The organism is Rhodococcus phenolicus (genome assembly GCF_001646785.1).
GTDB classification, from domain to species: domain Bacteria; phylum Actinomycetota; class Actinomycetes; order Mycobacteriales; family Mycobacteriaceae; genus Rhodococcus; species Rhodococcus phenolicus.
In genome coordinates, this window is sequence record NZ_LRRH01000008.1 from 198,664 (window position 1) to 213,815 (window position 15,152).

Annotated in this window: 16 protein-coding genes; 7 read left to right on the top strand and 9 right to left on the bottom strand. The window is 69.0% G+C overall.

Annotated features, from left to right (window positions below):
- Positions 1-2: 2 nt before the first annotated feature.
- Positions 3-728, bottom strand: a complete 726-nt coding sequence (gene ispD / locus A8G15_RS04045; RefSeq protein ID WP_068155705.1) for a 2-C-methyl-D-erythritol 4-phosphate cytidylyltransferase — start codon at positions 726-728, stop codon at positions 3-5.
- Positions 729-761: 33 nt separating this feature from the next.
- Entirely contained in the window at positions 762-1,250 is a 489-nt protein-coding gene (gene carD, locus A8G15_RS04050) for an RNA polymerase-binding transcription factor CarD (RefSeq protein ID WP_068155544.1), read from the bottom strand.
- Positions 1,251-1,539: 289 nt separating this feature from the next.
- Between carD and A8G15_RS04055 the strand changes: the two genes are divergently transcribed.
- From A8G15_RS04055 to dinB, 3 genes are all read left to right on the top strand, one after another.
- The gene (locus A8G15_RS04055; RefSeq protein WP_068155546.1) at positions 1,540-2,172 is read left to right on the top strand and encodes a copper chaperone PCu(A)C domain-containing protein; all 633 of its coding nucleotides are present in this window, start codon (positions 1,540-1,542) and stop codon (positions 2,170-2,172) included.
- A gap of 103 nt (positions 2,173-2,275) precedes the next feature.
- Positions 2,276-3,664, top strand: a complete 1,389-nt coding sequence (gene radA, locus A8G15_RS04060; RefSeq protein WP_068155707.1) for a DNA repair protein RadA — start codon at positions 2,276-2,278, stop codon at positions 3,662-3,664.
- 56 nt (positions 3,665-3,720) lie between these two features.
- Positions 3,721-4,965, top strand: coding sequence for a DNA polymerase IV (gene dinB / locus A8G15_RS04065; protein ID WP_068155547.1), 1,245 nt, complete (start codon positions 3,721-3,723; stop codon positions 4,963-4,965).
- 7 nt (positions 4,966-4,972) lie between these two features.
- On the opposite strand, the gene A8G15_RS04070 is transcribed toward dinB, so the two are convergent.
- Positions 4,973-5,533 (bottom strand): PaaI family thioesterase, encoded by a 561-nt coding sequence (locus A8G15_RS04070; protein ID WP_068155549.1) that lies wholly within the window; start codon positions 5,531-5,533, stop codon positions 4,973-4,975.
- A gap of 95 nt (positions 5,534-5,628) precedes the next feature.
- On the opposite strand from A8G15_RS04070, the gene disA reads away from it, so the two are divergent.
- Positions 5,629-6,711 carry a DNA integrity scanning diadenylate cyclase DisA gene (gene disA, locus A8G15_RS04075; protein ID WP_068155550.1) on the top strand — a complete coding sequence of 361 codons (1,083 nt, stop codon included), beginning with the start codon at positions 5,629-5,631 and terminating at the stop codon, positions 6,709-6,711.
- 9 nt (positions 6,712-6,720) lie between these two features.
- Here disA and A8G15_RS04080 read toward each other — a convergent pair whose 3' ends face one another.
- Together A8G15_RS04080 and A8G15_RS04085 are read right to left on the bottom strand one after the other, a co-directional pair.
- Positions 6,721-7,452, bottom strand: coding sequence for a hypothetical protein (locus A8G15_RS04080; protein WP_068155552.1), 732 nt, complete (start codon positions 7,450-7,452; stop codon positions 6,721-6,723).
- Between the two features lie 57 nt (positions 7,453-7,509).
- Positions 7,510-8,136 (bottom strand): carbonic anhydrase, encoded by a 627-nt coding sequence (locus A8G15_RS04085; RefSeq protein WP_068155555.1) that lies wholly within the window; start codon positions 8,134-8,136, stop codon positions 7,510-7,512.
- 95 nt (positions 8,137-8,231) lie between these two features.
- On the opposite strand from A8G15_RS04085, the gene A8G15_RS04090 reads away from it, so the two are divergent.
- Positions 8,232-9,155: an HhH-GPD family protein gene (locus tag A8G15_RS04090; RefSeq protein WP_068155556.1), complete on the top strand. Its 924-nt coding sequence runs from the start codon at positions 8,232-8,234 to the stop codon at positions 9,153-9,155.
- Here A8G15_RS04090 and A8G15_RS04095 read toward each other — a convergent pair.
- Positions 9,113-9,859: an alpha/beta fold hydrolase gene (locus A8G15_RS04095; protein WP_068155708.1), complete on the bottom strand. Its 747-nt coding sequence runs from the start codon at positions 9,857-9,859 to the stop codon at positions 9,113-9,115. The two genes, A8G15_RS04090 and A8G15_RS04095, sit on opposite strands and share 43 nt — an antisense overlap.
- 32 nt (positions 9,860-9,891) lie before the next feature.
- On the opposite strand from A8G15_RS04095, the gene A8G15_RS04100 reads away from it, so the two are divergent.
- Positions 9,892-10,197 (top strand): antibiotic biosynthesis monooxygenase family protein, encoded by a 306-nt coding sequence (locus A8G15_RS04100; RefSeq protein ID WP_068155559.1) that lies wholly within the window; start codon positions 9,892-9,894, stop codon positions 10,195-10,197.
- 143 nt (positions 10,198-10,340) lie between these two features.
- On the opposite strand, the gene A8G15_RS04105 is transcribed toward A8G15_RS04100, so the two are convergent.
- Positions 10,341-11,042: a DsbA family oxidoreductase gene (locus A8G15_RS04105; protein WP_068155561.1), complete on the bottom strand. Its 702-nt coding sequence runs from the start codon at positions 11,040-11,042 to the stop codon at positions 10,341-10,343.
- Positions 11,043-11,088: 46 nt separating this feature from the next.
- Positions 11,089-11,526 carry an OsmC family peroxiredoxin gene (locus tag A8G15_RS04110; protein WP_068155563.1) on the bottom strand — a complete coding sequence of 146 codons (438 nt, stop codon included), beginning with the start codon at positions 11,524-11,526 and terminating at the stop codon, positions 11,089-11,091.
- A 146-nt stretch (positions 11,527-11,672) separates the two neighbouring features.
- Here A8G15_RS04110 and A8G15_RS04115 point away from each other — a divergent pair, with 146 nt between their 5' ends.
- Positions 11,673-12,269 carry a TIGR03086 family metal-binding protein gene (locus A8G15_RS04115; protein WP_068155565.1) on the top strand — a complete coding sequence of 199 codons (597 nt, stop codon included), beginning with the start codon at positions 11,673-11,675 and terminating at the stop codon, positions 12,267-12,269.
- 78 nt (positions 12,270-12,347) lie between these two features.
- Here the strand turns inward: A8G15_RS04115 and A8G15_RS04120 are convergent, their stop codons facing one another.
- Entirely contained in the window at positions 12,348-14,891 is a 2,544-nt protein-coding gene (locus tag A8G15_RS04120) for an ATP-dependent Clp protease ATP-binding subunit (RefSeq protein WP_068155566.1), read from the bottom strand.
- Positions 14,892-15,152 lie beyond the last annotated feature (261 nt).

The window sequence follows — 15,152 nt, forward strand, 5'->3', positions numbered from 1 at the left end:
TGCTAACGCTCCTGTTCTCGTTCTGCCGTTTCCCTGGGATCCGTGTCCGACGCGAGCAACGCCCGGGCCAGGACCAGATCCAACGGCGTCGTTATCTTGAAGGCGAGCGGGTCGCCTGCGACGGTGTGCACGGACTCGCCGAGTCGTTCGACGAGTCCCGCGTCGTCCGTGGCATCCCCGGCGTCGTCGTTCGCGCGGCGCAGCAGCGCGACGTCGAAACCCTGCGGGGTCTGCACCGCGCGCAGGGTGGAGCGGTCCGGTGTGCCGGTGACCCGCCCGTCCGCGTCGACGCTCTTGATGGTGTCGGCGACCGGTAGAACCGGGATCACCGAGTCCTGCCCGTCGCGCAACTCCCGGGTGACGCGCGCACAGAGGTCCGGCGGAGTCAGCGCCCGCGCCGCGTCGTGGACGAGCACGAATCTGGCATCGCCCGCCGCGTCGAGTCCGGCCCGCACCGAGTCGGCGCGTTCGGCACCCCCGGCGACCACCGTGACGCGAGCCGCGGGCCCCGTTCCGACGAGCTCGCCGGCGGGGATCCCTGCCAGTTCGGGGGGAACGACGATGACGACGCGGTCGACCGCGCCGGAGTCGATCATGGTGCGTACCGCACGCTCGAGCATCGTGCGGCCGCCGAGTTCGACGAACGCCTTGGGCAGGGATTCGCCCAGACGGACGCCGCGGCCGGCCGCCGGAATGATTCCGACGACCGGCCCGCTGCGATCGTTCAACTGCTGTTTTTCGATGTTCGCTGCAGCCACGCGTCAGGACGCGGCGGCGAGAACCTCGTCGAGCAGCGTCTCCGCCTTGACGTCGTCGGTTCCCTCGGCGAGCGCGAGCTCACCGACGAGGATCTGCCGCGCCTTGGCGAGCATGCGCTTCTCACCTGCGGAAAGTCCGCGATCCTGCTCGCGACGCCACAGATCGCGCACGACCTCCGCGACCTTGTTCACGTCGCCGGAAGCGAGCTTCTCGAGGTTGGCCTTGTAGCGGCGCGACCAGTTGGTCGGCTCCTCGGTGTGCGGCGCGCGCAGAACCTGGAAGACCTTGTCGAGCCCCTCTTGCCCGACCACGTCGCGAACACCGACGTATTCCGCGTTCTCCGCAGGAACCCGTACAGTCAGGTCGCCCTGCGCGACTTTCAGAACCAGATATTCCTTCTGCTCACCCTTGATGGTGCGTGTTTCGATAGCTTCGATCAGCGCCGCACCGTGATGGGGGTATACGACGGTGTCTCCGACCTTGAAAATCATGTGTCCCGTGCCCCTTTCGATTCTTCGAGTTTAACACGCGGCCACACGCTGCCCTCATCAACGGTGCAGGTCAGGGGCACGGACACGTGCGCGTAGGGCTTGACAGGCAATCGGTTCCGTGCATCTCGTGACTTCTGCCACACGGCGTCAATATCATGAGCGGTAGAGCGCGCGCGAGCGGCGCCGCCCCACCGTCGTGCCGCGACAACGCCCCCGGGGAAGACCGCGCCGCCCGCAACTACTACTCTGCCTAGTGGATTGCGAGCCTTACTCGAGTGGAGGACAACCCGTGACTGCTCCGAACGCGCCGACTCGCCGAGTCGCGACTGCTCTCGCCCTGGCCGCCGGGGCAGCGCTCACGCTGTCCGCATGCGGCGCCGGCCAGATCAGCCAGACCGCCACCCAGGTCGCGGCCGTCAACGGCAACAGCGGCAACGTCGGCCAGATCGCACTGCGCAATGTGCACGTGATCTACCCGAACTCCGAGGAGTTCTCCATCGAGCCCGGCGGCAAGGCCGCACTCGGCTTCAGCATCGTGAACCTCGATCCGTACACCGCGGACAGGCTGACCGGCATCTCCACCGATTACGCGGCCGCCGCGACCGGTGTCGGCGACCTCGAAATTCCCGCCGGCGGCTCCGTCGTCGCGGGTCTTCCGCCCGCCGAGGCCGCGGACGCCGAGGCGCTCGTCGTCGACGAGTCCCCGAAGCCGGCCGGTGACGAGGAGGAGCCCGACACCTCGGCTCCCGTCGTCGTCGAGCTGACCGGCCTGAAGGAGGGCGTGCGCCCCGGCCTGACCATCCCGGTCACCTTCACGTTCGCCGAGGCCGGCGACGTGACCATCAGCGTTCCCGTCGACGCCGGACCGGAGCTCGAGCGGCACGAGTCCGAGATGTCGCCGGTGGTCGGCGAGGGTCACTGACCCCGTTTTCGTAGCCGGCACGGGGCCGGGCGAGCATCCGCTCGCCCGGCCCCGTGCTTTTCGGTCGGCCCTGATGTCGGTCCGCGCCTCTATCCTGCAGCGCGTGGCCAAGACGAAATCGATCTACCGATGCAGCGACTGCGCGCACACCGTCGCGAAGTGGGTGGGACGTTGTCCCGAGTGCGGCACCTGGGGATCGATGGACGAGACAGCGGCTGTTCCCGCCGCGGTCGCCGCGCGCCCCGGGACATCGCTGGCGCGGGCCGGTGCCGCGGCGGTCCTGCCCACCACGCCCGCCACTCCCCTGACGCTGGTCGACGGCAAGGCCACGCACGCCAAGCCCACCGGGATCCCGGAACTGGACCGGGTGCTCGGCGGCGGGGTGGTTCCCGGATCGGTCGTGCTGCTCGCCGGCGAACCCGGCGTCGGTAAATCCACATTGCTGCTCGAGGTCGTGCATCGCTGGGCCCAGCGCAGTCCCGACGACCGCTCGCTGTACGTCACGGGTGAGGAATCCGCCGGCCAGGTGCGCCTGCGCGCCGACCGCACCGGCTCGGTGCACGACCGGGTGTTCCTCGCTGCCGAATCCGATCTCGCGACGATCTTCGGTCACGTCGAGCAGGTCAAGCCGACGCTGCTGGTCGTCGACTCCGTGCAGACGATGCTCGCCGCGGACGTCGACGGTGTCTCCGGCGGCGTCACCCAGGTGCGTGCCGTCACCAGCGCCCTGACCTCGCTCGCCAAGGCCAGCGGCGTTCCGGTGCTGCTGATCGGGCACGTCACGAAGGACGGCGCGGTCGCCGGGCCGCGGTCGCTCGAGCACCTGGTCGATGTCGTGTTGCACTTCGAAGGCGACAAGCATTCGACACTCCGCATGGTGCGCGGCGTGAAGAACCGTTTCGGGGCCGCCGACGAGGTCGGCTGTTTCGAACTGTCCGAGGACGGCATCGCCGGGGTCAGCGATCCTTCCGGCCTGTTCCTGCAGCACCGCACCGACGAGGTCGCCGGGACCGCGATCACCGTGACCATGGACGGCAAACGTCCGCTGCTCGGAGAGTTGCAGGCACTCGTCGTCCCCACCAACAATCCGTCGCCTCGGCGGGCGGTGAGCGGGCTCGACTCCGCGCGGGTGGCGATGGTCCTCGCGGTGCTCGAACGTCACTGCAGGCTTCCGCTGGGAAAGTCCGACGTGTACGCGTCGACGGTCGGCGGCATGCGCATCACCGATCCGTCCGCGGACCTCGCGCTGGCGCTCGCGGTTGCGTCGGCGGTGCGGGAGCGTCCGCTGCCCGCGGGCACGGTACTGCTCGGTGAAGTCGGCCTCGCCGGGGAGATCCGCCGTGTGTCCGGTGTGGGGCGGCGGCTCGCGGAGGCCGGTCGCCTCGGCTTCACCCGCGCGCTGGTTCCCCGCGACACCGACGGCGTGCCGAAGTCGGTGAAGGCGACCGAGGTGGGCAACATCGTGCAGGCACTCGCGACGCTGCGGAACTAGCGCTTCCGTCAGCGGGCGATGGTTCCCTTCACCCTGTCGGAGAAGGATGCGAACATATGTTCGTGTCCGATGCGACGATCCTGCACGCCGACCTCGACGCGTTCTACGCGTCGGTCGAGCAACGCGACGATCCGTCGCTGCGGGGCCGCCCGATCGTCGTCGGCGGTGGGGTCGTGCTGGCCGCGAGCTACGAAGCGAAGGCGTACGGGATCAAGACGGCGATGCCCGGGCGAGCCGCCCGCGCCCTGTGCCCCGGCCTGATCTCGGTGCCACCACGCATGGATGCCTACAGCCGCGCGAGCAAGGACGTGTTCGCCGTCTTCGACCGGACCAGCCCGCTCGTCGAGGGCATCTCGATCGACGAGGCGTTCCTCGACGTGGGCGGTTTACGACGGATCGCGGGCACACCACTCGACATCGCGGTCGGGTTGCGGCGCGACGTCGCCGACCAGGTCGGGCTGCCGATCACCGTCGGGGTCGCGCGCACCAAGTTCCTCGCGAAGGTCGCCAGCGGCGTGGCGAAACCGGACGGGCTGCTGCTCGTGCCACCGGACGGAGAACTGCAGTTCCTGCACCCGCTGCCCGTCGAACGCCTGTGGGGTGTCGGCAAGGTCACCGCCGCCACCCTCCACGCCCACGGCATCCGCCGCGTCGCCGACGTCGCGGACCACAGCGAGACCGACCTGGTGTCGTTGCTCGGCAAGGCGACCGGCCGGCACATGCACGCCCTGGCCCACGGGTTCGATCCCCGGACCGTCCGCTCCCGGCGTCGGCGCCGCTCGATGGGCGCCCAGCACGCCCTGGGCCGCGGATACCACGATCCCAACTCGGTGGCCGCGACCCTGATGCTCCTCGTCGACAAGGTCACCCGGCGAATGCGGGCCGCCGGGCGGCTGGGCCGCACGGTCGTGCTGCGGCTGCGCTTCGCCGACTACACCCGCGTCACGCGCTCGCACACCCTGCCCGTCGCGACCGCGCGCACCGACACGGTCCGAGACACCGCCCTCGAGCTGCTGCACACCGCGTGGCCGCTCGTCGCCGACCGCGGACTGACCCTCGTCGGGGTCGCGGTCACCAATCTCGACGGCGAGGACACCGAACAGCTGGAACTGCCGTTCGACGAGCGGGTCGACAGGCCCGCCGATCCCAAGCCCGAGGTGGTCACGCACCGGCCGATCGACCGGCACGCCCTCGACGCGGTGCTCGACGACGTTCACAGCCGGTTCGGATCCGGGTCCCTGACGTCCGCGACGCTCCTGGGCCGGGATCACCGCCCAGGGGTGCCACTCCTGCCGGACTGACCTCGGCTCAGACCGACGACGTGCCGTGCGGCGAGGCCGGGACGCCGTCGACGTAGTCCTTCGCCTTGTCGAAGTGCTCGAAATCGACGGTGAGGAACAGGCCGCGGGACGTGGCGACGACGACATCGGGATCGGCCATCGGACCGTCGACGATGCGCGCCTCCGAACTCGTGTACACCTTGCGGCGCACCGTGCCTTCCAGCCGGGCCCGGAACTCGAGCACCGAACCGAGCGGGATCGGCCGCGCGAAATCGACTTCGAGGTGACCGGTGACGACCGGACGCTGCAGCACCATGCACGCCATGCCCTGAACCTCGTCGAACGCGGTGGTCAGGATGCCGCCGTGGATGAAGCCCGGTCCGCCCTGGTAGTAGGTGGCGACGTCGAGCCGTCCGCGGACCTCGAGCCCGTCTCCGACCGTGCAGTGCATCTTCAGCCCGCCCGGCTGGTCGTCGCCGCATCCGAAGCATTTGCTCCAGTGCTGCGGCAGCGCCTCCCCCGGCCGGGGATGGTTCTCCGGGATCTCCGGCAGAACGAGGTCGTCGGGCAGCGTCCAGGTACTACTCATGACGAAGTAATGTAGTTCCGCGTTCGGCTGCCTCCGCCGGGTAGACCGTGCAATTGTGATTGCCGCCGCATGGCCGCACACGGGAGGAGCAAGGTATGACCGACGTGTCGTCCGCGACGCTGCGCGACACGATCGCCCGCCTGGCGCCCGGCACGGCACTGCGCGACGGACTCGAACGGATCCTGCGGGGCCGCACCGGCGGACTGATCGTCCTCGGGTTCGACGAGCGCGTCGCAGCCCTGTGCGACGGCGGTTTCGAACTCGACGTCGAGTTCGCGCCGACCCGGCTCCGCGAACTGTCGAAGATGGACGGTGCCGTGGTCGTGTCCACCGACGGCAGCCGCATCGTGCGCGCCAACGTCCAACTCGTTCCGGATCACCGCATCCCGACGGTCGAGTCCGGGACGCGGCACCGCGCGGCCGAGCGCACCGCGATCGAGACCGGCTACCCGGTCGTGTCGGTGAGCCAGTCGATGAGCATCGTGAGCGTGTACGTGGCCGGGCACCGGCACGTCATCAACGATTCCGCGACGATCCTGTCCCGCGCCAATCAGGCGGTCGCGACCCTCGAGCGGTACAAGGCGCGACTCGACGAGGTCACCCGCCAGCTGTCCGTCGTCGAGATCGAGGACTTCGTGACGTTGCGCGACGCACTGACCGTCGCGCAGCGACTCGAGATGATGCATCGAGTGTCCGTCGAGATCGAGCAGGACGTGCTCGAACTCGGCACCGACGGTCGTCAGCTCGCACTGCAGCTCGAGGAACTGGTCGGCGACAACCAGCTGGCGCGCCAGCTCATCGTCCGCGACTATCTCGCCGGGACCGAGACCCCGTCGTTCACCGATGTCGAACGCACCCTCGAGGTACTCGGCCGGCTGACCGACGTCGACCTGCTCGACCTCACCGTGCTGGCCCGCGCCTTCGGATATCCGGGGACCATCGAGGCCCTCGACACCGCGATGAGCCCGCGCGGGTACCGCGTCCTGCATCGCGTGCCGCGGCTGCAGACCGCGCAGATCCATCGACTGGTCGGATCCTTCGGGACCCTGCAGGGACTGCTCGCCGCGACCGCCGCGGACATCCAGTCCGTGGACGGCATCGGCGCCCTGTGGGCCAGGTACATCCGCGAGGGGCTGTCGCGCCTCGCGGAAGCATCGATCAACGGTCCCTACGACTGAGCGCCGCGCTCACGCGACGTTGAACGGCTCCGGGGTGCTGCGCAGGCCACCGAGCTGCCCGACGACGCTGTATGCGCCCGGCCCGACCGGCTCGCGCGGCGCCTGGCAGCCGGGCGCCGACGTGGTGCCGGACCACTTCACCGAGAACGCCGCCTGGTCGCCCGGGGCGAGCGCACGCAGGTCGGCGGTGGACTCCGGGAAGCAGTCGGTGTTCGACCACAGCCGGGTCGCCCCGTCGAGGCTGTAGACCATCACCTGCTGCAGACCGGCGCCGAGATCGCGCTCGCACCGCTCGGTGCCGATGTTGGTGATGACGATCGTGAACGCGGGTTCGTCGCCGACGCGATAGTTCGGCTGATCCGAGGTGACCCGAACGGCCAGCGACTGATCGGGACACTGCCCCGCGGCGACCGGCGCAGCGGTGGTCGCCGAGCCGGTGGTGTCGGGCGCCGACGTTCCCTCCGCCGACGTCCCCGATGCCGACGTCCCCGACGACGAGCCGCCACCCGACCCTGCCGCGGTTGCCTCCGCGGTCGCGTCGGCGGACGTGGCCGGGGTCGCCGTCACCGACGTCGACGTGACCTCGGCTGCGGTGTTCTCCGTCTCCGGATCGTCGCCACCACCGGTCAGTGCCAGTACGAGCCACACGACGAGTGCCAGCACGACCACACCGACACCGATGGCGAGCGCGCGGCGGCGCCAGTAGATCTCAGGGGGCAGCGGCCCGTTCGGTTCAAGCACGCCTCACACGGTAGGTGCAGGTTCGGGCCGGTGCCACACCGTGCTCGGCGTGTCGCGTCAGTCGACCGTCACACCGATGTCGCCGACGTGGTTCTGGAGTTTGACGCGACCGTCGGAAAGTGCGTAGGTGACACCGACGATGGCGCAACGGCCGTCCTCGACGCGCTCGGCGATGATCCGCGAGCGCTGCATCAGCAGCTTCGTGGTCTCGGCGACGTGGCGGGCCTCGAGTTCGTCGGGGTCGGTGAGTCCCTCGTTGCGGCCCATGAGGATCGACGGCGTGACCCGCTCGACGACGTCGCGGATGAATCCGGGAGGGACGTCACCGTTGTCCAGCGCGGACAGGGTGGCCTTGACGGCACCGCAGCTGTCGTGACCGAGAATCACGATGAGCGGCACGTTCAGGATCGCGACGGCGTACTCGATGGAGCCGAGGACCGCGCTGTCGATGACGTGACCGGCGGTCCGCACGACGAACATGTCGCCCAGACCCTGGTCGAAGATGATCTCCGCGGCCACGCGGGAGTCGCCGCAGCCGAACAACACGGCTGTCGGATGCTGGCCCCCGACGAGTTCGGTGCGGCGGTCGATGCCCTGGCTGGGGTGCTGCGGGGCGTCGGACACGAACCGCTCGTTACCCTCGGACAGGGCCTTCCAAGCGGAGATGGGATTCGAATTAGGCATGGCGCCATTATTCACCCGGCCGCGTGACGCAGATCCCTCGGTGGGGGTTACCGACCGGGAACAACACCCGACATTCCGACAGGAGGACGTGTGAGATGGCCGTCGACGCGACCGCGCTGCTGCGCTGGTACACCGCCGAGGCGCGGGATCTTCCGTGGCGACGCGAGGGCGTCACCGGCTGGCAGATCCTCATGTCGGAGGTGATGCTCCAGCAGACGCCCGTGGCCCGGGTCGCGCCGATCTGGGAGCAGTGGGTGCAGCGCTGGCCGGTGCCGTCGCTGATGGCGGCGTCGAGTCAGGCCGACGTGCTGCGTGCGTGGGGCAAGCTCGGCTATCCGCGCCGCGCGCTGCGCCTGCACGAATGCGCCGGGGTACTCGCCGCCGAGCACGGTGACGTCGTTCCGGCGGACGTCGACACCCTGCTGGGCCTGCCCGGCATCGGGGCGTACACGGCACGAGCGGTCGCGTGCTTCGCCTACGGGCAACGGGTTCCGGTCGTCGACACCAACGTGCGGCGCGTCGTCGCCCGGGCCGTCCACGGCCGGGCCGAACCGGGGAATCCGTCGACGACCCGCGATCTCGCGGACGTCGAGGTGCTGCTGCCGCGTACCCGGTCGCGCGCCGCCACGTTCTCCGCCGCTCTCATGGAACTCGGTGCGACCGTCTGCACCGCCCGCTCCCCCGAATGCGGACGTTGTCCCCTGCCGAGTTGCGCGTGGCTCGAGGCGGGCAGCCCGGCGCACGACGGGCCACCGAAGAAGGTGCAGAAGTTCGCCGGGACGGACCGTCAGGTCCGCGGCAAGTTGATGTCGGTGCTGCGGGAGAGCGACGTCCCGGTCGAACGGTCGGCGCTCGACGTGGTGTGGCTCGTCGACCCCGGTCAACGCGACAGGGCGCTGCATTCGCTGCTCGTCGACGGGTTGGTCGAGCAGACCGACGACGGGCGGTTCGCCCTGGCCGGCGAGGGAACGGACGGTCAGGCGAGCCCCGCCAGGAACCCTTCCACCGCGGCCCGGTAGTCGTCGGGCCGGTCGTCGTGCACGAGATGGCCGGCGCCCGCGACCCGCACGTAGCCGGCGCCGGGACGCTCGTCACGCATGCGCCGCATCTGCCCTTCCGGGGTGATGGTGAACTCCCCCTCGATCAGCAGCGCCGGGACCTGCACGGCACGCCACTCGTCCCAGAAGTGCCGGGTTCCCCACTCTTCGGAGATGTCGCGGAAGGTCGCGACGTCGCCGTGCAGGTACCAACCGTCGGCACGCCGGTCGAACGAGTCGAGGAAGTACCGCCCGGCGACCGGCCCGAAGTAGTCGAGGACGGCGGTTTCGGTGGGGAACGGCTGCGGCCACGCGCCGATCACCGCGGCCCAGTCCGCCGCGGTGCGGCCACGGAAGTCCGGGGCCATGTCCTCGAGGACGAGAGCGGCGACCCTCTCCGGATGCGCGGCGGCCAGGCACCAGGCGTGCAACGCCCCCATCGAATGCCCGATGACGACGAGCGGCTCGGCGAGCACCGCGCCGTCGAGGTGCCGGGCCAGATCGGCGACGAACGCCTCGGTGGTCAGTTCGTCAGGCGCGGGGCGTCCGTGCGCGGCGGCGTCGAACGTGTGGACGTGGCCGTGATCGCGCAACCACGGCACGTGCCGCCGCCAGGTGCGTGCGCTGCCCATCAACCCGTGCAACAGCAGGATCGGTCGTCCGGAACCGCCTTCGTCGTGCAACACACCCGACAAGGTAGCGGAGTAGGCTCGCGGCCATGGCAGTCGTGAAGATCAACGCAATCGAGGTCCCCGAGGGCGCCGGCCCCGAACTGGAGAAGCGATTCGCGAATCGCGCAGGCACCGTGGACAAGTCGCCCGGTTTCCTGGGTTTCCAGCTGCTGCGCCCCACCGCCGGCGAGAACCGCTACTTCGTGGTGACGCAGTGGGAGTCGGAGGAGGCGTTCGCGGCGTGGCGCGACGGGGATGCCCGTGCCGCCCATGCCGGTGAAGCCAAGAAGCCGGTCGCGACCGGTGCGTCCCTGCTCGAATTCGAGGTTGTCCTGGACGTCAAGAAGTCCTGACCCCCATCCACTGAGCCGTACGACAGCCGCGCGCGTCCTCACGCGCGCGGCTGTCGTGTTCGTCTGCATTCGCACCGGCCCGTATGTTCGGTGAACTGCCGGCGGAAGTCGGCGAGCGCCACCCGGGCGGCGAGAATCCCCCATCACACGGCGCAGCTGTCTCCGTCGGCCACGTCGGTGACGGTGCCGGTTTCGGCGGCGTCGTCGATCGCGCGCTGCAGCAACGCGAGGAACACGTCCTTCGGCTGCGCACCCGAGACCGCAACGGCGCGATTCGCGACGAAGAACGGCACCCCGGTCACGCCCAGCATGCGGGCCTCGAGCAGGTCCGCGCGCACCGCATCGGCACCTGCGTCGCCGTCGAGACCGACGCGGACCTCGTCGGAGTCGAGGCCGGCCGACGCGGCGATCCGCACGAGCGTGTCGCGGTCGTCGACGACCTCACCCTCGACGAAGTGCGCGCGGAACAACGCCTCGAGCAACTCGTTCCGCCGCTCACCCGCCAGGTGCAGCAGCCGGTGCGCGTCGAAGGTGTTCGCCGCGATCACGGTGGTGAAGTCGATTTCGAGGCCGTCCTGCGCGGCGACGTTCGCGACGTGCGCGAACATCTGCCGCACCTGTTCGACCGGCATCCCCTTCATCTCGACCAGCGCGTCGATCTCGGGGCGCCGCAAGCCGGCCGGTGTGTCCGGCGCGAGCTGGTACGAGCGCCAGGTCACGGACACTCGGTCGCGGTGCTCGAATTCGGCCAGCGCCTCGGCGAAGCGCCGCTTTCCGATGTAGCACCATGGGCATGCGATGTCGGACCAGATCTCGATCGTGGCCGTGTTCTCGGGGAAACTCACGTGCCGATGCAACAGCCGGCGGGGCCGGGATGTTCCCGCGCGCGGCTCATTCCAGCGCCGCGTCGAGGCTGATCTTCACTCCCGTCAATGCCTTGCTCACCGGGCATCCGGCCTTCGCGGCCTGGGCTGCGTCGGCGAATCCGGCGGCGTCGAGGCCCTCGACCTCACCGCGCACGGTCAAGGTGATGCCGGTGAGCCGGAACCCACCGGCCGGGTCGGGGCCGAGCGAGACGTCGGCGGTCACCTCGAGACTCTGCGGTGTTCCCCCCGCCTCGGCGATCAATGCGGACAACTGCATCGCGTAGCACGACGAATGCGCGGCGGCGATCAGTTCTTCGGGGCTGGTGGTGCCGTCGGCGTCGTCCGCGGCGCGCTTCGGGAACGACACGTCGAAGGTGCCGCGCCCGGAGCTGGTCAGTTCCACCTGTCCGGAACCGTCCTGAAGGCCACCGTTCCATGCGGTGCGTGCGGTGCGTGTGGGCATGTGCGCTCCTCTCGACTCGAATACGAACCGTGTTCGCTGCCGAACCTACGCCGCGGCAACGAAATCGGCTTACGGATCCGTATTACCCGGAAAACCCGCGATTCAATAGGACCGGAACTGTCCTGAATTCGATCGATCATGGTTCCATGACAACCACGACAGCCGATCCCCGTCCCCTGTTCCGCTCTGCACTCGTGTGGGCGCACGAACTGTTCGCCGGAGTCACCCCCGATCAACTCGCCGATCCCACCCCGTGCGCCGAATTCGACGTCCGCGCCATGATGGGGCACCTGACCGCGACCGTCGAACGCGGGCGCCTGCTCGGTCTCGGCGAGGATGTCGCCGACGCACCCGAAGTGATCACCGGTGTCGACGACGACGCCTGGCCCGCCACCCTGGACAACACGGCCGACCGCTACTGGCAGGTGTGGAACGACGCCGCGGTGCTCGACCGGGCCGTCGTCGCGCCGTGGGGGACGTTCCCGGGCCGCGCCGCGATCCTGGTCTCCCTGAACGAGGTCCTCGTCCACGGCTGGGATCTCGCGGTCGCGACCGGGCAGCCGGCGGAAGCCGATCCCGTTCTGGCGCAGGCGGCGCTCTCGATCATGCAGAAGGCCCTGCCGGAATCACCCCGCGGTGGATACGTGCCGTTCGGGCCGGTCGTCACGCCCGCGGCCGACGCCGGTGCGACCGAGCGCCTCGCGAACTGGGCCGGTCGCGTGACCGCGCCCTGGCGCGGCTAGGACGAACGCGAACGGGCGGTACCCCTGCAGGGGTACCGCCCGTTCGTCGTGCTCCGTTCCGGCGCAGCGGGCCCGGTCCTACTGGGCTTCCGCCTCGCCCTCCGCCGTCTTCGCCAGAGCGACGGCCGGGGAGTCCGGAACCTCGGCCGGCTTCTCGCTCGGCGTGAACGTGAACTTCGCGTTCTCGCCTGCGCCCTGACCGTCCCAGCCCTCGACGTCGACGAGGACGATCTGGCCGGGGCCGATCTCGCCGAAGAGGATCTTCTCGGAAAGCTGATCCTCGATCTCGCGCTGGATGGTGCGACGCAGCGGTCGCGCACCCAGAACCGGATCGAAGCCACGCTTGGCGAGCAGCGCCTTCGCCTTCTCGGTGAGCTCGATACCCATGTCCTTGTTCTTCAACTGGGTCTCGACCCGGCCGATCATCAGGTCGACCATCTCGATGATCTGGTCCTGAGTGAGCTGGTGGAAGACGATGATGTCGTCGATGCGGTTGAGGAACTCGGGGCGGAAGTGCTTCTTGAGCTCGTCGTGAACCTTGTTCTTCATCCGCTCGTAGTTCGACTGGTCGCCGGTGCCCGACGAGAAGCCGAGGCCGACGGCCTTCGAGATGTCGGACGTGCCCAGGTTCGAGGTGAAGATCAGCACCGTGTTCTTGAAGTCGACGGTGCGACCCTGACCGTCGGTGAGACGACCGTCCTCGAGGACCTGCAGGAGCGTGTTGTAGATCTCCTGGTGGGCCTTCTCGATCTCGTCGAACAGGACGACGGAGAACGGCTTGCGGCGCACCTTCTCGGTGAGCTGGCCGCCTTCCTCGTAACCGACGTACCCGGGAGGCGCACCGAACAGACGCGACGCGGTGAACCGATCGTGGAACTCGCCCATGTCGATCTGGATGAGCGCGTCGTCCTCGCCGAACAGGAAGTTCGCCAGCGCCTTGGACAGCTCGGTCTTACCGACACCGGACGGGCCGGCGAAGATGAACGAGCCGGACGGACGCTTCGGGTCCTTCAGGCCGGCACGCGTGCGACGGATCGCCTTGGCGACGGCCTTGACCGCATCCTCCTGGCCGATGATCCGCTTGTGCAGCTCCTCCTCCATGCGGAGCAGACGGGTCGTCTCCTCCTCGGTGAGCTTGAACACCGGGATTCCGGTCCAGTTCGCGAGGACTTCGGCGATCTGCTCCTCGTCGACCTCCGCGATGACGTCCAGGTCACCCGCACGCCACTGCTTCTCCCGCTCGGCGCGCTGGGCGACGAGCTGCTTCTCCTTGTCCCGCAGGCTCGCGGCCTTCTCGAAGTCCTGCGCGTCGATCGCGGATTCCTTCTCACGACGGGCGTCGGCGATCCGGTCGTCGAACTCGCGCAGGTCCGGCGGCGCGGTCATCCGGCGGATACGCATCCGCGCCCCCGCCTCGTCGATGAGGTCGATGGCCTTGTCCGGCAGGAAGCGATCGTTGATGTACCGGTCCGCGAGGGTCGCAGCGGCGACGAGCGCCTTGTCGGTGATCGAGACGCGGTGATGCGCCTCGTACCGGTCGCGCAGCCCCTTGAGGATCTCGATGGTGTGCTCGACCGTCGGCTCCCCGACCTGCACCGGCTGGAAGCGGCGCTCGAGCGCGGCGTCCTTCTCGATGTACTTGCGGTACTCGTCGAGGGTGGTCGCGCCGATGGTCTGCAGCTCACCGCGGGCCAGCTTCGGCTTGAGGATCGACGCGGCGTCGATCGCGCCCTCCGCGGCACCCGCACCGACCAGCGTGTGCAGCTCGTCGATGAACAGGATGATGTCGCCGCGGCTGTTGATCTCCTTGAGGACCTTCTTCAGCCGTTCCTCGAAGTCACCGCGGTAGCGGGAACCGGCGACCAGCGAACCGAGGTCGAGCGTGTAGAGCTGCTTGTCCTTCAGCGTCTCGGGGACCTCGCCGTTGACGATGGCCTGCGCGAGACCCTCGACGACGGCGGTCTTGCCGACACCGGGCTCACCGATGAGCACCGGATTGTTCTTGGTGCGGCGGGACAACACCTGCATGACCCGCTCGATTTCCTTCGCGCGGCCGATGACCGGATCGAGCTTGCCCTCGAGCGCAGCCTGCGTGAGGTTGCGTCCGAACTGGTCCAGCACGAGCGACGTCGACGGGGTGCCGGCCTCGCCGCGGCTCGTGCCGGTCTCCTGGGGCTCCTTGCCCTGGTAACCGGACAGCAGCTGGATGACCTGCTGACGCACACGGTTGAGGTCGGCGCCGAGCTTGACCAGCACCTGAGCCGCGACACCTTCACCCTCGCGGATCAGGCCGAGCAGGATGTGCTCGGTACCGATGTAGTTGTGTCCGAGCTGCAGCGCTTCGCGCAGGCTCAGCTCGAGAACCTTCTTGGCACGGGGCGTGAACGGGATGTGCCCGGACGGCGCCTGCTGTCCCTGGCCGATGATCTCCTCGACCTGGCTGCGCACGCCTTCGAGCGAGATTCCCAGCGACTCGAGCGACTTCGCGGCCACGCCCTCACCCTCGTGGATGAGGCCCAGGAGGATGTGCTCCGTGCCGATGTAGTTGTGGTTGAGCATCCTGGCTTCTTCCTGAGCCAGGACGACGACGCGCCGCGCGCGATCGGTGAACCTTTCGAACATCGCACTCCCTCACACTCTCCGGCCGGCGGATCCGGTACGAGGATTTGTCCCGGACCCGGCCGCCGCGTTTCGCTCCGGCACTCGAGTCGTCGTCGAACCGGCGAAGGTTCCACGACCCCACTTGACACTCTAGTTGCCGCGGTTTCGGCCCGCTTCCCCTCTACCCTGTTCGGCGGTACTTCGAAACCCGGTCACGAGTGCTAACGCTGCACGTCGTCCATACGTTTCCGCAAGCTCTACGCCTGCAGCGAACACGCATCG